The following is a 23,026-nucleotide window of genomic DNA, read 5'->3' on the forward strand; positions in this document are numbered from 1 at the left end:
AAACTATCTAGAGCATAAATACTTTCAGAAATGAATATCTGTTATGCGTGGTAATTTTGTTATTACATTTTTATATTACACACACTTAATTACTTCCCTGCTTTTGAACGGTCATATTCAATAAGAGATGATAATGAAAAATTTATATCTATATACAGCTGTTGCACTTACAGGTTTTTCGGCCATGAGTTTTGCTAATGAGTCTTCTCGACTGAGCGGTGAAATCATAGTGACTACGGGCTATATGTCCACTAACTCGAATTTGAGCACCGATGGCAATGCCCGCCTGAATGACTTGAATAGTAAGGGGTCCCATACCGATGATTTTATTGCCGCCCCGCTTGGTAGCCTGAGTTACCGACTGGATGACGATAACAAGCAGCGGGTTTACCTTGGTACCTCAAGGGACGATCTTGCGGTGGGTGATCTGGCCTTTGAGATTGGATACCAGTACGACTTTGCCAATGGTACCCAGCTTGACGTTGCTTACCTGCCGACAGTCTTATCTGGTGAGGTGTGGGCCAATCCCTACCAAACGGGCAGCGCCCGACAGAAAACCGATATTGAAGGCCATGCGTTTCGTATGAAGCTCAACAATATCAATAACACCGGTATGTCGCTGGATATGGCCTATGCTTCTGCCGAAGTGGATAACGAGCAAATTGCGGAGCGGGCGCTGCACCGTGACCACGATACCTACTACATCAAGGGCTCGTACCAATCGATGCTGAGCGAACGTTCTGGTTTAGTTTCGTCCGTGTCCTATACCCACCGAGACGCGAAGGGTAAAGCCGAGACATTCGATCAATACAAAACGGAGGTAACGTACTTCACCTCAGTTGATGCACATAAGCTGGCATTGACGGGCGGGTATGCGCACCGAAGCTATGATGGTACCAATCCTATCTTCAATAAAGATCGTTCGGACAACCGCTACAAACTTTTCTTAGCTTACGAATATGCCGATTTTGCCGGCTGGGATAACTGGAGCCTGGTGTCATTGGCTGGAGCTAATTTCAATACATCAAATATCGATTTCTACGAGAGTGAAGAATATCTGATGACTGTCGGCTTGAGCTATAAATTCTGAGGTCTGTCACCTAGGAAAACGGTAACCAGCGGCTCAAAAGCGGGTTACCGTTGGAGCATTTGAAATGCATTCAAGTCATCGGCGGTTGAATGACCGAGTCGAAGAATGATTGCATGGTTTGGTGCAGGTGCTGGTTGAGCGGATAGCCTCGCTTGGATTGGAGGTAGCTACCAGATATGCTGAACTCTCTTAAATATGCCGGAATTTTGGGTAATGGGTAACAGGCTAATTTATCACTCAGGCTCATGATATAGCTGCTACTGAATTTGATGGCATCAGAGTGCTCAAGTTTATCGATAGCAATAGGAATGCTGTGTGTTCTGAGTGCAACTTTTGGGGTATACCCCTTTTCTAGATAAAGTTCGTCATAAGGATCGTGCTTAATGTTGACAGCATCGGAGACGAGTTTCACCAGTGGGAGGTGTGCGATGGAATCGAGTTCGCTGGTTTGATTCAGTACTGGGTGGTTTTTTCTCGCAACCAAACTGACTTTTATGGTGCTAAGATGATGCACATAGAGCTCTTGAGGTAGAGGGTAAGGTGAATAGTGAACCATATAATCTATTTTGCGATCTAGAATGTCTTGCAAAGATCCTTCTTGCCAATAGATAAGCTCAAGGCAGGCATTAGGTAATGATTTGCTGATGGCCCGATATATACCCTGGCCAAAAGTCTCGAGCAGGCTCAATTCAACGGCAATAACTATCCTGCCACTATACTCAAGCGGGTCAAAGCTTTGATAGGAGTCAAGCACGTTCGCAAATGGGGTAAGCATGCTCTCCGCGGCTTCTGCCAGTTTTTCGGCGAGCTCAGAGGGTTCGACACCATGTGCCTTGCGGATGAACAGCTGGTCACCGAAGGTTTCCCTTAGCTTAGCCAATCCCCGGCTGACACTGGTCTGGGAGATCCCGAGCTTGTCGGCTGCAGTTGACGTATTACGGGTTTCCACCACCACCCGAAGCAGCTTCAGTAGGTTTAGGTCGAGATCCTCGAGATTTGTTTGCATGTGCTCTGTCTACTCCATGGCCACATTCCATCATTAATTAATTATTACCATAGCACATGTGTATTTAATTAAAAGTTATAGATGTGAATTATTAACAAAAGAAAACGACTGGTTAATTTTCTATTCAACTTTATTATTTTATGAATTTATATTTTAGGTGGATGACAATGCAGACTATTGCTATTGATGGCTTTGTTTCATTTACGCTGGCAATTTGCTTATTATTTATAGGCAAGTTTGCCACTATGCGCTTAGAAGTGTTGAGGAGATACAGTATTCCAGAGCCGGTTATTGGTGGTTTTATTTGTGCCATTTCGGTAGCGTTTTTTTATTATTTTTTTGAAACCAAAGTTGAATTTGATCTCGGGGCAAGAGATACCTTGTTACTGTACTTTTTTGCAGGTATTGGATTGAGTGCAAATATCAAAACGTTATTATCAGGTGGAAAGCCTCTTCTGATACTGACTTTGTTGGCGATTGTTTATATTGGGCTGCAGAATATTGTCGGCGTCAGTATTGCGTCTTTATTTGGCTTTGAACCGCTATTGGGTTTAATGGCAGGATCTATTTCCCTGATTGGCGGTGTGGGTACCACCATGGCCTGGTCGCCAGCGTTTGCGGAAATGGGGATGGAGGGTGCCGCCGAAATTGGTATCGCCAGTAATACACTGGGGCTTATTTCTGCGTGCCTTGTCGGGGGACCGATAGCTAACTATTTGATTAAGAAGTACTGCTTAGAGGCCAATGCCGATCATCAGTTGGATATTGGTGTTTGCCACAATGAAACCGTTAAGCTGGATCACTTCGGTTATTTGTATGCATGGCTGATGCTCAACTTGAGCTTGATGCTGGGCTACTTTGTTGATATGGGACTTGCTTCTATGGGGCTTCAGTTGCCTATGTTTGTTGCATGCCTCTTGGCTGGCATCATTATTGGTAACTTCAAGTCGGTGGTATTAAAGCAAAAGGCCAGTAAGAATGCCCAGCTTGGACAAACTCTGATTTCAGATGTGTGCCTCGGTATGTTCCTGACAATGGCACTGATGGGGCTTCAGTTGTGGCAACTGCAGAGTTCGATATTGTTCTTGAGTGCTGTGATCGTCAGCCAGGTTGCTCTTTCTATTGGCTTTACTCTTTTGGTGGTGTTCCGGGCCATGGGGAAGAACTATGAGGCGGCAGTCATTAGCTCGGGTTTTGGGGGGATCACTCTAGGATCAACGGCCACCGCGATTGTCAACATGACGGCGGTGACCCAGCAGCATGGTGCTGCACATAAGGCTTTTATCATTGTTCCACTGGTGTGTGGCTTCTTTATTGATATTGCCAATGCGTTGATTATCAATGGATTCCTGCAGTTATTTTAGAGGGGGAATGGTTTTTTAATCCATTCCTACAGGCAAAGAAATTCAATTATTGGTGTTGATGAAAAAAACACTCAGTTAGGGGCGCTGTTTAATCAGCGCCCCTTTTGTTCAATCCTGCACTGCGATTGACTCGATTTTTACTTGCCTGGAAGTGAGTAGTAATTGGGGGGACACAGCGTTAGCTTAGGTTGTTGAGTGTATCCATTGAGCTAAACTCCATATCTTGTAGGGCGAGCATATGCTTGAGTGCGGTATTGTAATCGTTGGTATTGTGATACACCTCGACAGCACTGCGCCAAATTTCAGCGCCTTTGGTGTTAGGTGCTGAGAGTTTGGACAGCATTTCATATGGGCAATCAAAATGACACGGCATAGCCCATTCAGGATAGAATTTTACCCACATTCCAAACTGGCCATCTACAATGTCAACGTTGTAGGGGTGTACAGTGAGGCTAAGGCTACCGTCAGCTTCTAGCCATGTTCGATAGTATGCTTCCTCGGTAATGTGGTCTGTATCGCCAAGCTCCGGATCGAAGTGTGTATCCTCTCGCAATGCCTGTCTGATGACTTGTCTATTGTCATTGCGAACCTTGCCATTGTTGAGAATTATGAAAAAAGCATCCATATCCACCACCTCCGTAAGCAATTGAATAAATTGTGTAAAAATCTACAAATTATTTATAGAGCGATCCACCTATTTTGTTGTTGAGCATCAGTATGTCTGACTCGTCAGAGATGGTCGCGATCTGCGCTGCAATCAAGTTGTGGAAGCTGTGACAAGTGATATTGCCATCGAGATCTAATTGGCTGTCTTGGCGCTCGTTCTGATATCGCTTGGGGCTATCAAAAAAAACGAATCCTACCTTGAGCGGGCCCTTCTCAATGCCCAGCAAAGCCTTTTGTTGGGCAGTTTTTCAACTACGTTTCAAGCGTCAATATACGTCCCTGAAAAAGATCGACATCAACCTGCTTTGGCTGGTATTACTATTTTTTGCGGTGCCTTGCTTTTCTCTGCAGGATTTTTTCCAAATCCTGAATGGCTGTTGACAGTTTGATCCCGCTGGTGATTAAGCCATGCTCGTGGAACAGGATGGATGGGATCCGTTTCAAGTTAAACTTGTGACAATCGGTCGCGGTTGTTAAGACGATCTCTAAACCGGCAATCTCGGTGTCATGTAGCCAATTTAATTGATGCTCTGAACACACAACGGTGACACGTCCTACCTGCTCTCTTTGCCACTTGTTGTCATGCACCGAATAGTGAGGCTGTAAATTCGACATGCCATCTCTCAAAATAATAAGCCAGTCATCATTTTACGTTTTCTTTAACTACTCAAAGTTAAAGTTATGTCATTTGATGCAGGGGGAGTAGAGATGCCCAATCGTGCAGTGAACGACTGCCGGGTATTTATTATTCCCCGAGCGGGGAAATAAAACAGCCTGGGCAATGCCCAGGCTGTTACGTATGTGAAAGATTAGCCAATGGCTCTATTTAGCGTTCATTGCTCAGCGTTTAGTGGCTTGATCTTGAAGAACAGCGCATAGTTCAATGGGATGACTACCAAGGTCAGCACTGTGGCAAATAGCAGGCCAAACATAATGGTCACGGCCATGCTCTTGAAGAACGGGTCAATCAGCAAGGGCGCGACGCCAAGAATGGTCGTTGTTGCCCCCAAGATCACCGGCCGTGCCCGGCTCATCGCCGCATCGATGATCGCATGGTAAGGCTCCTTGCCGGCATGAATTTCATTATCAGCCTGATCAACCAGCACAATCGCATTTTTCACCATCATCCCGACTAAGCTCAGGAAGCCCAAAGTGGCCATGAACTCAAATGGCGTCTGGAAAATAATCAAGCCAATAGCGACACCTACAACTGCGAGAGGAACCGTAAGCCAGATAACCAGTGCCTGGCGGATACCATTGAACATGAATACCACCGCCAAGACCATCGCGGCAAAACCGTAAGGTGCGGATAGCATCAGGCCTTCATCCGCCTCTTTGGCATCTTTGTATTCACCGTGCCACTCCAGCTGGTAGCCCAGGGGCAACGGCATGTTTTCGATTTCGGCCCTGATTGACTCGAACGCTGTTGAGGTTAGTACGCCAGGCGCAGGGTCGGCCTGTGCCATAATGGTCGGTATACGGTCGACGCGCCTTAGCATCGCATCCTGCCATACGACATCGTTTGACTCGATCAGCTGGCTCAACTGGATGAAGCTGCCTGCTGTTGAACTGAATACCTGGGTTTGTTCAATCGCATATTCATGATTACGCTCCTCTTTTGGCGCGCGAACAACAATAGGCACCAGATCATTGCCTTCGCGGTACACACCCACTTGACGACCCGACAAGGACTGTGCAATTGCGCTGTTCAATTCTTGAGTCGTCAAACCGAACTGCTGGGTTTTTTCAGCGGAAAATACCGGGCTTAGCACCGGAACTTGCTGCCGCCAGTCATCTTGTACCGCAATCAGGTTCGGGTTGTTGTTCATTAATGCTTTCGCCTGCTCGGCCAGTTGGCGCAGCACTTCACTGTCAGGGCCTTTGAACGCGGCTTCAATTTTCTTGCCGCCACCTGGGCCCAACATGAATTTCCATACATTGATAGAAGCATCCTGATAGCGCTCGCCTAATTCAACCTGTAGTTCGGCAACTAGCGACTCAATAATGTTGTAATCGTCGACATCAACCAAAAGTTGACCATAACTCGGGTTCTCTGGCTCGGCTGAGTAGGTCAGCATAAAGCGCAGACCGCCAGAGCCGATAAAGCTGATGGTATTGGTCACGCCGTCTTTGGCTCTCACGTCTTTTTCAATATCGAGCATGATGCTTTCGGTACGCGAGATATCTGAGCCTTGCGGCAGGAAGACATCAATTGCAAACTGTGCCCGCTGTGATTCTGGCATAAAGCCCGGTGGCACATAGCCGAAGGCTTTGACTCCAATAATGAACACCGCAACCACCACCATGATGCTGGTTTTCTGGTTGTTGAGGACTTTGACCAATACCCCTTTGTACAGCTTACTGGCGCGTCCTGGCTGTGCGTTGCTCTTCTGTGCGTTGACCTTGATGAAGTCATGGCACAGCAGTGGGGTGACGGTAATAGCCAGTACCCAGCTCAGGAACATGGAGTAGAGGATCACCCAGAACAGTGAGCCGGCGTATTCACCCATGTTCGATGGCGACAAGCCGATAGCGCTGAAGGCACAGATCCCGACGATGGTGCCACCGAGTAGTGGCCACTTGGTTTCGTCAACGATTTCGGCAGAAATCTCTTCGCGATTGGCATTCGGATTCTTCTGCAGCCGGGTCAGAATACCGTCGGTGACCACGATGGCGTTATCAACCAGCATCCCCAAGGCAATGATCAGGGCACCGAGCGAAATTCGTTGCATGGCGATGTCGTCAATCAGCATGACGATCAGTGTGCCGGCAACCGTCAACACCAGTACGAAGCCGATGATGATGCCAGTACGTACTCCCATAAATAGCAGTAAGACCACAAAGACAATGACAACGGCGGCAATCAAGTTGTTGATGAAATCGGCGACAGACGCTTTTACCGATTCAGACTGAATCGAAATGTTGTGCAATTCAATGCCAACAGGTCGCTGGCTTTCCAGCTCGGCAATACGGGCGGTGACCGCATCACCCATCTCAACGACATTGCCGCCAGCAACATTCGAAATCCCTAGACCGACAGCACGCATGCCGTTGTAACGCATTAGTACGGATGTTGGCTCCTGGTAACCGCGGGTCACTGCTGCGATGTCACCAAGGCGCAAGATGGTGTTGTTTTCACCAATACCAATTTGTAAGTTCTTCAGGTCATCAAAAGTACGTACGCTTGAGGTTGGTACCACGGCAACACGCATCGATTCTGTTTCCAGCGTCCCCGCTACCGTAACCATATTCTGCTTCTGCAGAACCTGATAGATTTGCTCGGCAGAGAGACCAAATTGTTCCAGGCGGGCACTGGCGATCTCGACAAAAATTGCTTCTTGTTTTTCTGCCATGGTAGTGGTTTTAGATACTCCAGGTACCAGTACCAGTTCTCGCCTTAGATCATCAACGTAGTCTTGCAGCTGTTTGTCGCTATACCCTTCACCGGTGACCGCATAAAACTGGGCGAAGACATCGGCAAAGTCGTCGTTGACGATGGATGGCCCGGCGCCCGGTGGCAGCATACGCTGTGCATCATTGATCTTCCTGCGTAGCTTGTCCCATACTTGCTGCAACTCGGCATCGGTTTGGGAGAAGTTGCGTTTGATCTCTACGGTCACCTCGGACATGCCTTGCTTGGAGACGGAGGTAACCTCTTTGACCTCCTGCAGTGACTGTACCGCGCCTTCTATAACATCGGTGATTTCATCAGACACTTCCTGGGCGGTAGCACCCGAGTAAGGCGTCACAATCACCGCCTGCCGGATCACAAATTCCGGGTCTTCAAAGCGTCCGAGCTTAAGGTAGCTGAGGTAACCGCCGATCAAGGTCAGGGCGATCAAGACCCAAACACTGGTGCGTTTGGCTAATGTATAGCGCGCAATATTCATTATTTAGCCTCCATCACAATGGGTCTTACCTTGATGTTTTCAGATAAACTTGCCGTGCCTGCTACCACGATTTGTTCGCCAACTTGCAAGTTGGAGGTAACTTCTACTCGGCTGCCTCTTAGTGCCCCTGTCGTGATAAAGCGTTTTTCCAATTGGTTCTCGCTGTTTACCAACCATAGGTATTGTTGGCCTTGGTTATCGGGCAAAATGGCTGACAATGGGACTGTAATAGAGGTCGATACTGCTTGTTTGTCATCACCTGGAATAACCCTTACCATCATGCCTGGCAGAACCACGGTGTCGTTGAGCGCAACAAAACCCAGTGTTACCGAGTAGGTCTGGGTAACCGGATCTGGCTTGGTTGAGTAGGTTTTCAAGGCCAGCTCAAATTGCTTGCCCTGCAAGGCAGGGATTTGCGCCATGATTTTTGGCGACTGCTGGTCTTCTTTTAGCATCAGTCTCTCTGGTACATCTATCACCACTTCCATATCTGTTAAGTCATGAATAGACAGAATATTTTCGTTGGCCTGTACCAATACATGGGTATTGCGGTGCTTGCGGCTGATAATGCCGTCAAACGGTGCCAGCAGGTGGGTTTCCTCCAACCGGCGCTCAGCCTCGTCTAGGCGGTGTTGGGCGAGGCGGAAGCGGACTTCAATTTCTTCCAGCTGGCTTTTGGAAATTGCCTGGCTGGACTCAAAGATGGATTTGGCGCGCTGATATTCTGTTTGCATATTGCGCATCTCAATACGTGCAGAGTTTAAGTTTGTCTCGGCGTCTTTAGGATCCAGTTTAGCCAGCAGGTCCCCTTGCTTCACTTCATCACCCTCTTTTACCAGTACTTTAACCAAGCGGCCGGAAGCGCGAAATGAGAGATCGGCCTGCTGCGCGGCTTGAACGGTGCCGCTAAGGCTCATTTCCGATGTACTGGAAAAGCTAACAATTTCGGTCATGGCTGGACGGACTACCGGCTCCTTGGTTTCTGCCGGTGACTCCGAATTACAACCCGTTAAAATTACAACGGATAGCGCTAGGCCAATAGCGGCTTTCAGTAGTTTGTAATTGGCTGAGGTTGGAAGTGGTAACTTCATTAATGCTGTCTCCGAAATGCTCGTTGTCAATGCGTGTTCTAAGTGTTGGTTTGTCATTTAATGTAGCTAATGGTAAAGAGCGTGCTGGGGGAACACTACGTATAAGAGATATTCATTTTTGGCAGAGCGCCATTACTGGCGGTGTTGAGATTGTGCGTTTGCCTAGAAAAGTGGGTGGAAGCTATTTGCGGCAGGTGATTCTGTTGAGTGAGTGTTCGTTGGTTGGTTGCTGGATTACAGGTACAGGGCATCGGAGCCCGGTTGGCCACACCTGTAAAGTGGCGTAGGCTGGAGGGGGAAGTGATTAGTGGATAATTAATAGCTTCAACAGGTAGGCGCTGAGATCAATGCGTAATATAGCGACAACAAATAGGGCCCAGAGAAGGGGCTCCAATAAAAGGTTAAGCCTTACCATCGTGAAAAATCCCTAAATACACAATTACTGCAAGAGTGATACTTGCTGTTCGTGTTACAAAAATCAGTTATGGGTTGCTTGCAGCAAAGTCTATGGATTAACAGTGGCGATGGCTATGGATAAGAGAAATTCATATTTGAAGATTCAGTCTGTTGGCGAAAGCCGGTTGAACCATGGCCAAAATGGTATCAACGGCGCGTTACATCAATGATTGCGTGTCTGCGTTAGTTTAGAGTGGCCCTGCTAGATGTTTGTATATTTTTGAAAGTTGAGTAGTTGATGAGTCAGAACGACATTCTGCAAAAAATAGCCAGCTTTACGTCAATCGAGCAGGCGTTGGAGTACTTTGAAATTGACTTCGATAGTAAGTTTATCAATGAGTACCGCACCCAACTGGTCAAGCGCTTCAATGGTTACTTATTGATTTCAAAACCTGACGACTGGTTCTCTGCCCGTCGTGCTCTGAAAAATGCCTACTGCAAGGTGCAACGAGGCCGGTTGGACCCGCATACCCGCTCGGCCTGCAGGGGATGTACTTCCTGCCAGCGGCGATAAAAAGCCGAATCAGCAGGGGCAACTGATCCGGCTAGTAGTCATTGATATCCTGTTGTCCGCTTTAGATTGGCACAACGAGGATATCAACCGGTGATTTGTTGATGAGGTGCTTGGAGTAGGAAATAATATTGCTCCAGAAATCATGGTGATGACCACAAATGATCAGTTCGACCCCGTTATCTTGGATGATACCTTGTAGCTTGTTGCTCAAGTCACCGGTACCCACCAAGAAGTGTTTGATTGGATAGTCTGTATCGGTTTCGAAGGCTTTGAGCTGCGCCATTTTGGCTTCACCCAGAGGGTTTTCGTCCGGGGTCTTCTTGATATCAACCAGCTCTGGGTAGATTTCCCCGTGTGTGCCGTCAATGTGGACAAAAGAGACCTCTGCATTGAGTAGCTTTGCTAGAAAAACAGCTCTATCAATTAGCACATTGGTTTCTTCAGTTAGTTCAAGTGCAACTAGGATATGTTTGTATTTCATAACTACGCTCTCCTGCTTAGTAATTTGCCGAAGTAACTCAAAGTTACTTGGATATAACTCCAGCATAGTTCGAGACAGAAAAAAATAGTGTCGAAGATGTCTCAGAATAGCTAAAAAGCATTTAATTTATTGAAATGTAATACAATAGTGCTGACAAGACGGTGTCTTATCATTGCGTGTATTTATGCCTACCCTGTTGTTGTCTAATTTCTATACTGGTCACAGCATGGCTGGTGGCAAATTGGGTATGCTGAGTCTTGTCTATAATCAAGTGAAGTTATAGGCAATACTTACCCTGTTTATTTGTGAAGGAAAGCAAATATGACCTGCCAATCTGCTGTGGTGACGCCCGACATCACCTTAATGATGTCGGCATGGTTCAATCAAGACTTCCGCCTTTCGAACGACTTCCCTGTTTAGTCTCTTTGCTCGGGCTTACCGGCATTTAATCCATGTAAAAACGATGACATCAGTGTGGCTTTCACACCGTTGATTTAATTGTCTGTTGCCGCTGGCTGATAAGTACAGGCGGCTTTATTGGAGAAAAGAGATGAAAAGGATCCCTGAACCATTTCGTATCAAGATGGTAGAGCGTATTCGGATGACCGATGAAGAAGATCGTCGCAAGGCGCTGATCGAAGCTGGCTATAATCCGTTTATGCTGCGCAGCGAAGATGTGTATATCGACCTGTTGACCGACTCGGGCACCGGGGCGATGAGTGATAACCAGTGGGCTGGCTTGATGATGGGGGACGAGGCGTATGCCGGAAGCCGTAACTATTACAATCTCTGCCAGGCGGTGAAACATTTCTTCGGCTACAAGCTGACGGTGCCAGCCCACCAGGGGCGCGGTGCCGAGCAAATCCTGTTCCCTTGCCTGATTGACCGGATGCGCCGGGTGAGGGGAGGGACGGAGGCGATCTTTCTTTCAAACTTCCATTTCGACACCACTGCGGGCCATATTGAGATGAGTGGTGGCAAAGCCATTAACCTGCTCACTGAAACGGCTTTCCATACGTCCACCTATGATGACTGGAAAGGTAATTTTGACCTCGAGAAGCTCGAAGCCGCGATAGAGCAATATGGCTCGATCAATATTGCGGCCATCATTACCACGGTGACTTGCAACAGTTCGGGTGGCCAGCCGGTCGCGATGGAAAACATGCGAGCGGTGTATGAGTTGGCGCAGAAGAACGATATCCCCGTGGTGATTGATTCGGCCCGGTATTGTGAGAATGCCTACTTTATCAAGCAGCGCGAAGCGGGCTATTCGGATAAATCCATCCTCGAGATCATCCGTGAAATGTACCAGTACGGTGATATCCTGACGATGTCGGCGAAAAAAGATCCCATGGTGAATATCGGCGGCCTGTGCTGTATCAAAGATCATGAAGGCCTGTTCCAGGCGGTGCGAACCCGCTGTGTCCCGATGGAGGGCTTTGTCACCTATGGCGGTATGGCCGGGCGGGATATGGAAGCCCTGGCTAGGGGATTATACGAAGCGGCGGATGAAGACTTTCTCCATTACCGGATCAGCCAGGTGAAATACCTCGGCGAGCGGCTACGCGAGGGCGGGGTGCCTATTCAGTATCCCACCGGCGGGCATGCGGTGTTTGTCGATGCCAGGAAAATGCTGCCCCACATTCCTTCGCATCAGTTTCCGGCTCATGCTTTGTGCAATGAGCTTTATCTGGAATCCGGCGTGCGAGCGGTGGAAATCGGCTCGTTGCTGATGGGGCGGGATCCGCAAACCGGGAAGCAGAAAGAGACGGCCTTGGAGTTGATGAGACTGACGATTCCTCGGCGGGTATATACCAATGATCATATGGACTACGTTGCCGATGCGCTCATAGCGGTTAGCCAGCGGGCCAGTGAAATTCGCGGGCTGGAATTTGAGTATGAGCCTCCGGTGTTGCGCCACTTTACTGCGAGGCTGAAGCCGGTCGATGGTTAAAGATCTTTTTACTATCAACCGGTAAATTACGAACACTTTGACGAAAGAACCACCGCGACCTGCTGGGTTGCGGTGGTTTTTGACTGATTTCTAACGTAGCGATGACGCTGTGCCCACAATCCTAGCACTACAATAAATACCAAGTTATATGAGAATGCTCATTAAGGATATCAAAATGAAAAAGACCTTACTTGCACTGGTTGTGGCTGGCTTCGTACTGACGGGATGTGATCAAAAAGCCACACCTGAGTCCCCATCTCAAACTGAGACTGATACTGCGGTGGTAGTTGAAAATCAAGTTCAAGCGGATGACGCTTCAACGGCAGAAGTGCCGGTGACTCTGCCTGAGATAGAGCAGCCAGAAGTGGCTCAACCGGTAGCCGATTCTGCCCACAGCGCCCGTAACGCGCTGGATTGGGATGGCACCTATACCGGTATCTTGCCTTGTGCTGATTGCGAAGGGATCAAGACTGAGCTGATCGTAAAAAAGGATGGTACGTTTATCCTGACCGAGGTGTATCTAGGCAAGGAAGACAATATCTTTGAATACGAAGGTTCCTTTAACTGGAATAATGCAGGCAACACCATCGCTCTACCAGGGGCCGGAGATGATTCTGTGCAGTACTTTGTCGGCGAAAATCAGTTGTTCCGCTTAGACCAAGAAGGTAACCGGGTAACCGGTGATTTGGCGGACCATTACGTGCTGCGCAAGCAGTAATTGCTAACAGCCACCAGAAGGCGGCTGGTAACGAAAAAAAGGATCTCGCATGTCGCTAGATCCTTTTTTTTGCAGGAGCAATGCAAGCCTCTCTCATCGGCGTGCCTTAGCTCATGACCCTAATGACTTAGCAGTTTCAAAGTAGAACCTGTACTCACGTACACCATCTATCTGGACACCTTTTTCTCTCAACTCAAGGTACTGCTGAATCTTAACCGTTCTGAAATCCAGCGCTTTCAGTGCAAGGATTATCCGGAGTTCATCCATTGAACGCGACTTAGCAGCAGAACTGCAAGTACCGCAGATAACATGAGCCTTTGCCTTAAAACCGGTCTTATCCAGCCAGCTAAGCTCTTTGGCTTCCTTGCGCTGACCACAGAAATAACAGCGGTTGTCTTGCTTCAATGCTGCCTGTTCCCTTAAGGCTTTAGGGCTTAGGGAATTGTTGGGTTGGGCAGTGTTGGTCTTCTTACTACCACTGAACATAGAGAACTGGACGACATTAGACATTGGGATAACTCATACTGATCAAGGTGTATTCGTTCAGCTGACAGCGTATAACTGAACATGATTGCCAGGTGCCTTGGTATCCTATTTCTTGTGCACTCAATTAGTCAAATCACGACTGTGCACAATGGGCGGTTTAAGTGGCGTATACCCAGAACCAAGCCAGCCTATTACAAGGCTAGTATGTGATTAACCCAGCCAAGTACAAATGAAAAAAGATCTGGCCTTGGCCAGATCTTGTTGATGTTGCCAGTATGTCTACCGTTGGCTGTTTATTTGGCAGTGTAGTAATGCCTAGTTGACCAGTTCGAGATCGGATTTCGGCACGCAACAACATGCCAGTACCTTGCCCGATTCTTTTTCTCCCGGTAGCAAGGCGGGCACGTCGGGCTGGTCCACCTCTCCCGATTCTAACGTCATTTTGCATGCACCGCAGAATCCGGCACGACAGCTGTTGGGCACACTGAGCCCTGCCGCTTCCGCCTGTTCCAGCAAGGTCTGTTGGTTATCGCCGCTGAACAGGTTGCCATTGATACTGATAGTCACCGCTTCGACTTTGTTGCTCTCGCGGGTTATGGGGCCAAAAGCTTCCTGGTGATACTGCGCCGCATCGAGGCCGGCATTGAGCAGCAGTGCCTTGGCATCGTCCATGAAGAGGCCGGGACCGCAGACGAATGCTTGTCGTTCGGTTAATGAATCGATCATTTCCAAATGGGTAACTTCAAGGCGGCCAGACAACCCGCCCCAGTGCTTGTTCGGGCGGCTGAGGGAAATCATCACTTTCAGCCCGGGGAAATGCTTCTCCAGTTTTTTTAACTCCCCAAAGTAGGGAATATCGGCTTGGGAGCGGCACTGGTGGTAGAAGATCACGTCGCGGACTTGGTCATGATCGGCTAGGTAGCGCAGCATCGAAATCATCGGTGTCACACCGCTGCCGGCAGAGAGCAATAACAGTTTGTCGGTGTGATGGCCTAGGTGAAAACTACCGTCAGGCTGCTGGGCCACCAAGGTGTCGCCAACCTGGAAGTGGTCGTGGAGCCAGTTTGAAATCCGGCCGTCATCGACTCGCTTAACGGAGATCCCATAGCGTCCCGGTCGGGAGGGGCTAGACGAAAGGGTATAGCGGCGGGCCACATATTCACCGTTAATTTCTACCTGGACGGGGAGGTGCTGTCCCGGCAGATAAGGCGGCAGTGATTGTTGTTGGGCAGGCTTAAGCCAGAAGGTACAAAAGTCGCGGGCGATCTCCTCGCGTTCAACACACGTCAGGGTGAGGGCTTGGTTGCCGTTGTCGAGATAAATGTCTTTTGGCTTGGCCTCAAGTACTTCGATCTTATCACCTGCACGAATGATCCCTTCATTGAGCGCGACCAAGTTTTGGCCGAAGAAAACTTCGCCACTGCCGTCTGAGCGGAAGGATGAAAGGGTATTAAGCGGCTCTTTGAGTGCATTGAACTCGCCAGTAGCGGGATCCACCGTGGTGAGGATACACCGGGCACACGGCTTCACCACTTCGAACTCGACGCCGCCGATGCGGATCCGTTTCCAGCCATCCTCGGCAAAAGGCTCGGTGCCGGATACCACCAAGTTGGTGCGGAACTGATCCATCGTGTGTTGCTGGGGGCTGCGGGCATTGAGTGCCTCCAGTGAGGCTTCGCTGATAACCAGCAGAGGATAGCCATCTGCAAAGCTGACATGCCGATTGATCTTGGCTCTCAGGCGTTGGGATTGTTCACCGGTATACAGCAATTGGACCGGTTCACCGATAATTCGGCTGAACCAGTCATTGGCTTCCTTGGTTGTGAGGTATGCGTTGAAGGTGTCCTTCCACACGGTTGCTTCAGACTCGACCATTTCAAAGTCGGTATAACGGAGTGTCAGCGGGGGCTGGCCGGGAAAATCGAGTACCAATCCGTTAGACAACAATGCCGCGGACACTTTGACTAATTGAGGATGCTTTCTTGCCGTGATCATACTGCCGTCAAGCCGCGAGACCATAAAGCGTCGATCGAAACTCAACCCCTGTTGCTCAACCCATGCGTGTGACAGGTTTATTCCTGCTATCGACTTCACGGGAAATATGTTGATCTGGTTTAGCGTCGGAATATTGGCTAATTGACTCACTGTTAGCATCCTTGTGTCGTTATTCTTGGCTTGGATAACGCCATTTTATCAAATACGGTTTGGTTCCGGTGTCAATTTTATTGCTGGTGGAGTGTTGTTGCTTGATAAATTAGCGTGAAAAACTTTTACGGTCGCAAAATTATGCTTGGTGAATTTATACTTATTTACAATATTTGCAGCTAGATGTATGAAATTTATGAATATTTGTAAGAATTAAGCCTGTTTGGTCGTTCATAATACCTACAAAATATAAATTGTTTTTAAAGAGGGAACTATGAACCTATTAAGGCATTATGGGGTAAGAGCCAAATTATTGGCTTTGATCGCGATTGCAGCTATTTTAATGCTTGTTAATACAGCATTTCAGGCCAATGAGAGTTACCAAAGTGATATTGCGGATCGCAAAATCTCAATGCAAGAGCAGGTGAAAGCTGCGATTTCTTTGGTGCAATACTATTCGGACAAGTATCCACTCGATCAGGGGACCGCTAGGCAGGAAGCAAAAGCTGCGTTGGCGGCAATGCGTTTTGATGGGGATAACTATTTTTGGGTGATTGCCACAGATAATACGCTGATTATGCACCCACTGCGTCAGCAGCAGGAAGGGCAATCGATGCAGTCCATAACCGACGCCGCTGGTAAGCCGCACTGGCTGGAGATGACCACGATTGGCCGTTTATCCGGCAGTGGTTTTTTGGATTACGCCTGGATTGCACCTAGCGGTGAGGTTTCCGAGAAAATTTCCTATGTCGAGAACTTTGCCAAGTGGGGGTGGGTGGTCGGTACGGGGGTCCACCTTCTCGATATCGAAGCGCGTTTTTTTGATAGTGCTGTTTTCCAGCTTGGTGTCAGTCTGGTTGTTGTCTCTATCTTGGTGGTCTTCGGGGTGTGGATCAGCAATGACATTAGTCAGCCGCTTCAGCAATTGACCGCGCGCGTCCGTAAGCTTGAGCAAGGCGACTTAACACAAAACTTTACCATGGAGCGCCGGGATGAAATCGGCCAAATTGCGGAAGCGATGCATCAAGCATCATCTGCGATGCGTACCACATTGCTGGCTGCCAACCACAATGCCCAGCAGTCGGTGAGTATGGCCGGTACTATTGCCGCTGCCAGTGAGCAGTGTGCCCAGTCGATCACCGAGCAAAACCAGCAGTTGGCCCAGCTGGCTACCGCAATGGAAGAGATGAGCACCACTATCAATGATGTCGCCCAAAATGCCGAGACCGTTTCATCGGCAACTGCGGCAATCAACGCACAGGTTGATGCGAGTAATCAGCGTATGGTGCAGGCGATGGCGGCGATCCATAGCGTTTCTGAAGGGATAGAGCACTCCGATCAGCGAGTCGGCGAGCTAAAAGCCGGGGTAGAAGAGATTGGTAATGTTACCCAGGTGATCCAGGGGGTTTCGGAGCAAACCAACCTGCTTGCCCTCAATGCTGCAATCGAGGCTGCCCGTGCCGGTGAGCAGGGGCGCGGTTTTGCCGTGGTAGCCGATGAAGTGCGTAACCTTGCCAGCCGCACTCAGCAGTCGACGATCGAAATCCAGGAAACAATCGACAAGTTAACGGAAAGTACCCTCAACACCGTGAAGTCAATGGCGGAAAGTACCGAGCAGACACAAAACAGTGTTGAGCATAGTGAGCAGGTGCAAAGTGAGTTGAATCGCATTGCTAGCTTGGTGACAGAGGCCAACGATATGATCATGCAGGTGGCAACGGCCGCTGAACAACAAGGCACGGTTACCGAGGAGGTGAACAATACGGTTAACCTTATTCATACCGCGACGGATGATATCAACAAAGCGGCTCAACATTTGGCGTCGGAAAGCCAATCTTTGAGTAAAGCGGCTGCCACCTTGGGTGATCAGCTCAAGCAATTTAAGGTGTAAGTACCTTTACTTTTCTTCCCGAGACAAAAAACCACAAGTGCCAGCTTGTGGTTTTTTACTGGTAGTCAAATAGGCTTATTTGGTCAGGGCTTGGTTTAGCCACTGGTCAAACTGGCCTTTAGGCAACGCGCCATTGATCGTCTCTACCATTTGACCGTTCTTGAATACCATAATAGTGGGGATGCTGCGGATACGGTACTGTGCCGCCAGCGCTTGCTGGGCTTCGGTATCAATTTTGACGAAGCGTACATCTCCGTTGCGCTCTTTGGCGACATCTTCGAAGATAGGGGCAAAGCCGACACATGGGTTGCACCAAGGGGCCCAGAAATCAACCACAACAGGCTTGTCACTTTGGATCAGGGAAAGGAAATTGTCCTGCGTACCTTCAATAGGCATGCCGTCTAGCAGGCGATCCTTACAGGCACCGCAGTTGGCGATGTCATTCACTCGCGCCGTTGGAATACGGTTCATGGCCTTGCAGTGAGGACAGCGGGTAGTCATTGTAGTCATAATCGGGTTCCAGTAAGTCTTGTTTCTTACTAATTTAACGACTACCCAAGTATAAGCAAAGCAGGATTAACAGATTATATTGATAGAAATAATCTATCGGTTAGGTATACCTCAATGTCTACGGTCGTTATATCGTTGTTCGTTATTCTTCAATAGTTAATTGGCTTAGTGTATCAAGCCCAGTTCTTTAGCTTCCTCAATGGTAAGGCCGCTGGCACGGATGTCGCGAAGCATTTCAATACGGCGACGCGCTTCAGCTTGCTGGCGTTTGTTCTGGGAGATGTGTGAAGCGGTTTCGTCTTTGAAATCCCACTTTGAGGACACATCTGACATTTCATTATGGTCGATAGAATTGATAGACACATTAACCTCCTAAATAATCCCTGCGTCGAAATCAACTTATCTTTATCAGAGGAATTTGCTGACGTTAAGACGTTAAAATCTACTTTGTGACACATCCCAAAATTGTGCAATTTCTATGAAAACTTGCTTTTCTCCACCGACAAACGGGGGTAATGTTGACGGTTCCACACCAGTAAAAATTCACGTTGTCAGATCACTTTTTCGAGCAGCCTTCCCTCCCTTTTTGACTCAGCGTTTTTATGCCTATTGGTAGTTTGATAATTAATCATGTAACTGATTGTATATTAATGCGTTTGTTGCAATTCTAAGTTGTTTGTTGATAACTTGGTCAATTGGTTTTTAAAGGGTTTACAGCGGTCGTAGGATCCCATATCATTCGTCGCACTTACGGAGAGATGGCTGAGTGGTTGAAAGCACCGGTCTTGAAAACCGGCATACGTTAATAGCGTATCTAGGGTTCAAATCCCTATCTCTCCGCCACATCAAATCGTATTAAACCCGTTGTTTTTCAACGGGTTTTTTCGTATCTGAGGCTTGTCAAATCACTTAACCGCAATTGGGTGAGACAATGTACTTACTAAAAGCACCAAATTCTTCTTATTTCACAAGGGATTGTATCCCGAAAACACTATGTGATCGTGGTTATCCCTTCGATATCAAGATTTCACTGCTAGCCAAGACAACTTATGGTCATTGATTATTCCTTTGTAGCTAAAATGGCTCTAATTGTGGCTAGCTCCTCTTCGCTGAACTGGGAATGTTGCAGTGATGCGACGTTTTCAGATAACTGTTGGACACTACTCGCACCAATAAGAACTGAAGTAACTCTTATGTCATTGAGTAGCCATGCCAACGACATTTGGGCAAGAGACTGACCGCGAGATGCGGCAATTTTTGCCAATGCTGTGATCTTGGGGAGCTGTTCCTTTAGTAATTGATGGTCAAAGTATGAATGCTCTCGGTTGGCACGACTATCAACCGGCTTTTCATTCAAGTATTTATTGGTTAACGCTCCTTGTGCTAATGGTGAAAACGCTATCATCCCTACCTTTTTATCACCCAACAGATCAAGGAGGCCTTTTTCTACCGTCTGATTCAACATCGAATATTCAGATTGTTGAATAGTACAAGGTGTACCCAGTTGCTTAAATACTTCTAATGCTTGACGAGTTTGTTCAGTATTGTAATTAGATAAGCCAATGTATAATGCTTTGCCTTGCCTAACTAAGCTATCAAGCGCCATTGCCGTTTCTTCTATCGGAGTATTTGGATCCGGTCGATGATGGTAATACACATCAACGTAATCCAAGTTCATTCTTTTCAGTGATTGATCCAAACTAGAGATGAGGTATTTTCGAGAACCCCCATTGCCATATGGGCCAGGCCACATATCGTAGCCAGCTTTTGTCGACACAAATAACTCATCGCGATAGCGTTTAAAATCAAGTTCTATTAAACGACCAAATGTCTCTTCCGCTGATCCATAAGGGGGACCATAATTATTTGCCAAGTCGAAATGGGTAATGCCCAGATCAAATGCCGCCCTCATTACTGCGCGTGAATTTGCAAAACTATCAACTTGGCCAAAATTATGCCAAAGCCCAAGTGACAGCGCGGGCAATTGCACACCACTATTGCCACAACGACGATATTGCATCTCTTGGTAACGTTGCCCATCAGCAACATACGTTTCAAAGGGGGCTTTATCATTTATATTCATTTGTCGCTCTCTAATTTCCGTTATTCTTACAAGGAAAATAGTACCCATCTATCTTTGTTAGGAAAATACGACAATACAGAATTCATTGTTCGATATATAATACAAACATAACGAGTATTTTTAAGTCAGCACTATGAGAAACCACAAAAAACTTGAGCGTATGATGCTATTTAATGCTGTAGCAAAGGAGCTCAGCTTTACCACCGCAGCTAAATCGTTGGACATCTCTCGTGGCCACCTATCAAATCAAATTACTTTGCTAGAAAAAGAGATGGGTGTAGCACTTCTCATTCGGTCTACTCGCTCCGTACGCCTTACACAGGAAGGGCAAGCTGTGTTTGAAGGAATGAAGATAATTCAAAAAGCGCTGTGGGATATAGAGAGAAGCACAGAGCAAAGTGATGCCTCTATCGAAGGGCTAATAAAAATTACCGCACCAAGACTGTTCTGCAAGACGTTTCTATTGGATGCTATAGTCGAGTTTAAACAATCTTACCCTCACGTCACTTTTTCCATTGACTGTAGTTACAGCAAGTTTGATCTTATCGAAAGTGATTTTGACCTCGCCATTAGGTCGACGACTAAACCACCAGAAAATATGGTAGCAAAGAAGATATTCGATTATCAGCACCAGTGTTATGTATCTCAAAGCTACCTAAAGACTCACGGCCCAGTGAAGAGTATTGATGACCTGAGCAATCACAACTGCTTAGTAGATAGCGAGACAACTACATGGGGTTTCGGCAATAGCACTATTCCCCTAAAACGCTGGCTAGATGTTAACGATCATGAGTTGCTAGTGAAATTAGCAGTGGAAGGATATGGAGTGATTCGAATCGCAGACTATTCGGTGGCTAGTGAAGTGAACAGGAAACAACTGATCCCTTTGTTTGAAGGTGCTGAAACAGAACGGTATGAAATGTATCTACTCTATCCCCACATTGTTCATAGACCAAATAGAGTAGCCATGTTCATTCAGTTTTTGCAGCAGTACCTCATCACAAAATAAACCCTATCGTGCACGTGACAAACAACGAGAAAAACTATGTCTCCACGCTCAAGTCCAGCTTTAACCGCATGAAATGAAACCCAAGCAATCCCTTTACCGGCAGCAGCCATTTTTCACCTAACTCCGGAATCCTTACTTCTTCTCTTAGTAAAAAAGTAGGTGACGCTAAGGCGCTCGAGTCCGTCCGCTCCGCCACTACAACGAAGCCTCAGCAGAAACGCTGAGGCTTTTTGTATCTAACGCTCCCGAAACCCCTGCGTATTTATCGTGATTTAAATTTTGTAAGTATTTAAATCGATGTCATCCAGTTGCTTCCGGGCATCCTCAAGCGACTGAGGGATATATAGCTGTTTCACGCTAGTGGCTTTTGCAGGACTGTCGAATGCAGATTTATAGTCATGCGGCATAGGGTCGACTGCATGGTTTGTGGGCTCTGAAGCTAAGGTCCAAGAGCAGAATTCGGTTCGGCTGGTCTTCAAATCGGCAAGGGCCGTAGTTGAAAACGACAAAAGTACTGTTGATAAAATAAAACGGTTCATCACCCTCTACCTTTGTGAATTTAATAGTTAGCAGAAAATTGCTGTGTTTCGAGTGGGAGGGATTATGTATTGTTTTACTAATGATGATAATGCGATTACTGAATAAATCACTTTTGCTAACAGGTAATAATCATGCCGAGCTATGCCGGCACGACACCTGAGGTGACACTCTATTTCGTAGGGTTACCGTGCGGGGAATTGCTAATCTCTTCACTCACCCAATGCAATAGCTGCTTGATGGCGCGGGACAGCACTTGGTTTTGGCGCACGATATAGCCAAGGCTTGTGGTCGGGAAGTCCGGCAGTGGGGTAATGGTGCTTTTCAGGTTGAGCTTCGGATGCAGCGAAAATGCCGGCACGATGGCGATGCCAAAGCCCGCTTCGGCCCAGTCGATTTGGGCGTCGACACTGCCGACTTCCATTACCCGGTATTTGGGTAAGTGTAAGCTAGGCAAAGCAAGATCAATCAGATCCCGGGTGCGGGTGTCGTGGCCCAATAAGATCAATGTGGGTTCTTCGCCTGATGGATTGCTCCTTCCTTCTTTGGCTTGCTGTTGCCAATCACTTAAGCCATTCCCCAGTGCGCACCAGCGAATCTGGCGCAGTTCGGTGAAGTGCAATGGCTGGCTCTCTTTCTGAGCAATAACAAAGCCTAGATCTGCCTTGGCGCTTTTGACCAGTTCGGCGGCTTGGGTAGAGGTGGTGTTGAACAGGGAAAGATCGATTCCGGGAAATTCACGTTTGAATGACTGAAAGGGTTTGATCAGCAACAGGCGAGAGATAATATCGCTGGCCGCTATTGAGAGCGTACCCTGAGATAAATCATTGATTGCATTGAGATCAGATTGACATACTTGCAGCTCTTGCAGCGTCGATTGAGCGCTTTGCAGTAGGCGTTCGCCTGCCTGGGTCAGGCGAAACGGGTTGCGCTCGACCAACTTCACCCGGGTGGCTTGTTCCAACTGCTTGATATGCAAGCTGACGTTAGGCTGGGTCATGTGCAGCTCAGAGGCTGTTTTGCCGAAATGCTCTAATCGAGCCAGGGTAACAAAAGTATTAAGCCAATTGAGATCAAGCATAAAGACTCGCCTATAGAATTGCTAATTGCTCTATTCTACGCCGTTTGTCACAAA

General features: G+C 47.6%; 20 protein-coding genes and 1 tRNA gene. 8 read left to right on the plus strand and 13 right to left on the minus strand.

All coding sequences use genetic code 11. The annotated features are described in order from the left end of the window. The first annotated feature begins 184 nt into the window (after window positions 1-184). Window positions 185-1,090: a DUF2860 domain-containing protein gene (locus PTW35_RS18420; protein WP_281028423.1), complete on the plus strand. Its 906-nt coding sequence runs from the start codon at window positions 185-187 to the stop codon at window positions 1,088-1,090. A gap of 70 nt (window positions 1,091-1,160) precedes the next feature. On the opposite strand, the gene PTW35_RS18425 is transcribed toward PTW35_RS18420, so the two are convergent. After that, window positions 1,161-2,096 (minus strand): LysR family transcriptional regulator, encoded by a 936-nt coding sequence (locus PTW35_RS18425; protein WP_281028424.1) that lies wholly within the window; start codon window positions 2,094-2,096, stop codon window positions 1,161-1,163. Window positions 2,097-2,257: 161 nt separating this feature from the next. On the opposite strand from PTW35_RS18425, the gene gltS reads away from it, so the two are divergent. Beyond that, entirely contained in the window at window positions 2,258-3,460 is a 1,203-nt protein-coding gene (gene gltS, locus PTW35_RS18430) for a sodium/glutamate symporter (RefSeq protein WP_281028425.1), read from the plus strand. A 178-nt stretch (window positions 3,461-3,638) separates the two neighbouring features. Here the strand turns inward: gltS and PTW35_RS18435 are convergent, their stop codons facing one another. From PTW35_RS18435 to PTW35_RS18450, 4 genes are all read right to left on the minus strand, one after another. Further along, the gene (locus PTW35_RS18435) at window positions 3,639-4,085 is read right to left on the minus strand and encodes a hypothetical protein (RefSeq protein ID WP_281028426.1); all 447 of its coding nucleotides are present in this window, start codon (window positions 4,083-4,085) and stop codon (window positions 3,639-3,641) included. Window positions 4,086-4,444: 359 nt separating this feature from the next. Beyond that, window positions 4,445-4,741 (minus strand): hypothetical protein, encoded by a 297-nt coding sequence (locus PTW35_RS18440; RefSeq protein ID WP_281028427.1) that lies wholly within the window; start codon window positions 4,739-4,741, stop codon window positions 4,445-4,447. A 218-nt stretch (window positions 4,742-4,959) separates the two neighbouring features. Continuing rightward, window positions 4,960-8,016 carry an efflux RND transporter permease subunit gene (locus tag PTW35_RS18445; RefSeq protein ID WP_281028428.1) on the minus strand — a complete coding sequence of 1,019 codons (3,057 nt, stop codon included), beginning with the start codon at window positions 8,014-8,016 and terminating at the stop codon, window positions 4,960-4,962. Beyond that, complete coding sequence (locus PTW35_RS18450) at window positions 8,016-9,107, minus strand: efflux RND transporter periplasmic adaptor subunit (RefSeq protein ID WP_281028429.1); 1,092 nt, start codon at window positions 9,105-9,107, stop codon at window positions 8,016-8,018. Before PTW35_RS18450 ends, PTW35_RS18445 begins: the two co-directional genes overlap by 1 nt. A 694-nt stretch (window positions 9,108-9,801) precedes the next feature. Between PTW35_RS18450 and PTW35_RS18455 the strand changes: the two genes are divergently transcribed. Then, window positions 9,802-10,077 carry a nitrogenase-stabilizing/protective protein NifW gene (locus PTW35_RS18455; protein WP_039460313.1) on the plus strand — a complete coding sequence of 92 codons (276 nt, stop codon included), beginning with the start codon at window positions 9,802-9,804 and terminating at the stop codon, window positions 10,075-10,077. Between the two features lie 61 nt (window positions 10,078-10,138). On the opposite strand, the gene PTW35_RS18460 is transcribed toward PTW35_RS18455, so the two are convergent. Beyond that, window positions 10,139-10,558: a universal stress protein gene (locus tag PTW35_RS18460; protein ID WP_044620578.1), complete on the minus strand. Its 420-nt coding sequence runs from the start codon at window positions 10,556-10,558 to the stop codon at window positions 10,139-10,141. Window positions 10,559-11,108: 550 nt separating this feature from the next. On the opposite strand from PTW35_RS18460, the gene PTW35_RS18465 reads away from it, so the two are divergent. Next, the gene (locus PTW35_RS18465) at window positions 11,109-12,512 is read left to right on the plus strand and encodes a tryptophanase (protein WP_281028430.1); all 1,404 of its coding nucleotides are present in this window, start codon (window positions 11,109-11,111) and stop codon (window positions 12,510-12,512) included. A gap of 175 nt (window positions 12,513-12,687) precedes the next feature. Then, window positions 12,688-13,230, plus strand: a complete 543-nt coding sequence (locus tag PTW35_RS18470) for a copper resistance protein NlpE (RefSeq protein ID WP_281028431.1) — start codon at window positions 12,688-12,690, stop codon at window positions 13,228-13,230. Window positions 13,231-13,341: 111 nt separating this feature from the next. On the opposite strand, the gene PTW35_RS18475 is transcribed toward PTW35_RS18470, so the two are convergent. Beyond that, entirely contained in the window at window positions 13,342-13,740 is a 399-nt protein-coding gene (locus PTW35_RS18475) for a hypothetical protein (protein ID WP_281028432.1), read from the minus strand. 291 nt (window positions 13,741-14,031) lie between these two features. Continuing rightward, entirely contained in the window at window positions 14,032-15,861 is a 1,830-nt protein-coding gene (locus PTW35_RS18480; RefSeq protein ID WP_281028433.1) for a hybrid-cluster NAD(P)-dependent oxidoreductase, read from the minus strand. A 274-nt stretch (window positions 15,862-16,135) separates the two neighbouring features. On the opposite strand from PTW35_RS18480, the gene PTW35_RS18485 reads away from it, so the two are divergent. After that, window positions 16,136-17,752 (plus strand): methyl-accepting chemotaxis protein, encoded by a 1,617-nt coding sequence (locus PTW35_RS18485; RefSeq protein ID WP_281028434.1) that lies wholly within the window; start codon window positions 16,136-16,138, stop codon window positions 17,750-17,752. 75 nt (window positions 17,753-17,827) lie between these two features. Here the strand turns inward: PTW35_RS18485 and trxC are convergent, their stop codons facing one another. Next, window positions 17,828-18,262, minus strand: coding sequence for a thioredoxin TrxC (gene trxC, locus PTW35_RS18490; protein ID WP_044620582.1), 435 nt, complete (start codon window positions 18,260-18,262; stop codon window positions 17,828-17,830). Between the two features lie 165 nt (window positions 18,263-18,427). Then, complete coding sequence (locus tag PTW35_RS18495; RefSeq protein WP_039460297.1) at window positions 18,428-18,625, minus strand: hypothetical protein; 198 nt, start codon at window positions 18,623-18,625, stop codon at window positions 18,428-18,430. A gap of 389 nt (window positions 18,626-19,014) precedes the next feature. On the opposite strand from PTW35_RS18495, the gene PTW35_RS18500 reads away from it, so the two are divergent. Next, window positions 19,015-19,105, plus strand: a tRNA-Ser gene (locus tag PTW35_RS18500). 217 nt (window positions 19,106-19,322) lie between these two features. Here the strand turns inward: PTW35_RS18500 and PTW35_RS18505 are convergent. After that, window positions 19,323-20,345 (minus strand): aldo/keto reductase, encoded by a 1,023-nt coding sequence (locus tag PTW35_RS18505; protein WP_281028435.1) that lies wholly within the window; start codon window positions 20,343-20,345, stop codon window positions 19,323-19,325. 133 nt (window positions 20,346-20,478) lie between these two features. On the opposite strand from PTW35_RS18505, the gene PTW35_RS18510 reads away from it, so the two are divergent. Then, window positions 20,479-21,354, plus strand: coding sequence for a LysR family transcriptional regulator (locus tag PTW35_RS18510; protein ID WP_281028436.1), 876 nt, complete (start codon window positions 20,479-20,481; stop codon window positions 21,352-21,354). Between the two features lie 272 nt (window positions 21,355-21,626). Here the strand turns inward: PTW35_RS18510 and PTW35_RS18515 are convergent, their stop codons facing one another. Together PTW35_RS18515 and PTW35_RS18520 are read right to left on the minus strand one after the other, a co-directional pair. Beyond that, a complete protein-coding gene (locus PTW35_RS18515; RefSeq protein ID WP_281028437.1) occupies window positions 21,627-21,893 on the minus strand; it encodes a hypothetical protein in 267 nt (88 codons plus the stop codon). Between the two features lie 170 nt (window positions 21,894-22,063). Then, on the minus strand, window positions 22,064-22,972 hold the full coding sequence (locus PTW35_RS18520; protein ID WP_281028438.1) for a LysR family transcriptional regulator: 909 nt from the start codon (window positions 22,970-22,972) through the stop codon (window positions 22,064-22,066). Window positions 22,973-23,026: the final 54 nt, after the last annotated feature.

The sequence above is a fragment of the Photobacterium sp. DA100 genome (assembly GCF_029223585.1).
Classification (GTDB): domain Bacteria; phylum Pseudomonadota; class Gammaproteobacteria; order Enterobacterales; family Vibrionaceae; genus Photobacterium.

Bases quoted from the DNA above. Each gene is read 5' to 3' on its own strand.
- PTW35_RS18520 (WP_281028438.1), bottom strand. From the start codon at position 22,972: ATGCTTGATCTCAATTGGCTTAATACTTTTGTTACCCTGGCTCGATTA.
- PTW35_RS18425 (WP_281028424.1), bottom strand. From the start codon at position 2,096: ATGCAAACAAATCTCGAGGATCTCGACCTAAACCTACTGAAGCTGCTT.
- PTW35_RS18470 (WP_281028431.1), top strand. From the start codon at position 12,688: ATGAAAAAGACCTTACTTGCACTGGTTGTGGCTGGCTTCGTACTGACG.
- PTW35_RS18510 (WP_281028436.1), top strand. From the start codon at position 20,479: ATGAGAAACCACAAAAAACTTGAGCGTATGATGCTATTTAATGCTGTA.
- PTW35_RS18445 (WP_281028428.1), bottom strand. From the start codon at position 8,016: ATGAATATTGCGCGCTATACATTAGCCAAACGCACCAGTGTTTGGGTC.
- PTW35_RS18465 (WP_281028430.1), top strand. From the start codon at position 11,109: ATGAAAAGGATCCCTGAACCATTTCGTATCAAGATGGTAGAGCGTATT.
- PTW35_RS18505 (WP_281028435.1), bottom strand. From the start codon at position 20,345: ATGAATATAAATGATAAAGCCCCCTTTGAAACGTATGTTGCTGATGGG.
- PTW35_RS18420 (WP_281028423.1), top strand. From the start codon at position 185: ATGAGTTTTGCTAATGAGTCTTCTCGACTGAGCGGTGAAATCATAGTG.
- PTW35_RS18515 (WP_281028437.1), bottom strand. From the start codon at position 21,893: ATGAACCGTTTTATTTTATCAACAGTACTTTTGTCGTTTTCAACTACG.
- PTW35_RS18460 (WP_044620578.1), bottom strand. From the start codon at position 10,558: ATGAAATACAAACATATCCTAGTTGCACTTGAACTAACTGAAGAAACC.
- PTW35_RS18485 (WP_281028434.1), top strand. From the start codon at position 16,136: ATGAACCTATTAAGGCATTATGGGGTAAGAGCCAAATTATTGGCTTTG.
- PTW35_RS18450 (WP_281028429.1), bottom strand. From the start codon at position 9,107: ATGAAGTTACCACTTCCAACCTCAGCCAATTACAAACTACTGAAAGCC.
- gltS (WP_281028425.1), top strand. From the start codon at position 2,258: ATGACAATGCAGACTATTGCTATTGATGGCTTTGTTTCATTTACGCTG.
- PTW35_RS18475 (WP_281028432.1), bottom strand. From the start codon at position 13,740: ATGTCTAATGTCGTCCAGTTCTCTATGTTCAGTGGTAGTAAGAAGACC.
- PTW35_RS18455 (WP_039460313.1), top strand. From the start codon at position 9,802: ATGAGTCAGAACGACATTCTGCAAAAAATAGCCAGCTTTACGTCAATC.
- PTW35_RS18435 (WP_281028426.1), bottom strand. From the start codon at position 4,085: ATGGATGCTTTTTTCATAATTCTCAACAATGGCAAGGTTCGCAATGAC.
- trxC (WP_044620582.1), bottom strand. From the start codon at position 18,262: ATGACTACAATGACTACCCGCTGTCCTCACTGCAAGGCCATGAACCGT.
- PTW35_RS18440 (WP_281028427.1), bottom strand. From the start codon at position 4,741: ATGTCGAATTTACAGCCTCACTATTCGGTGCATGACAACAAGTGGCAA.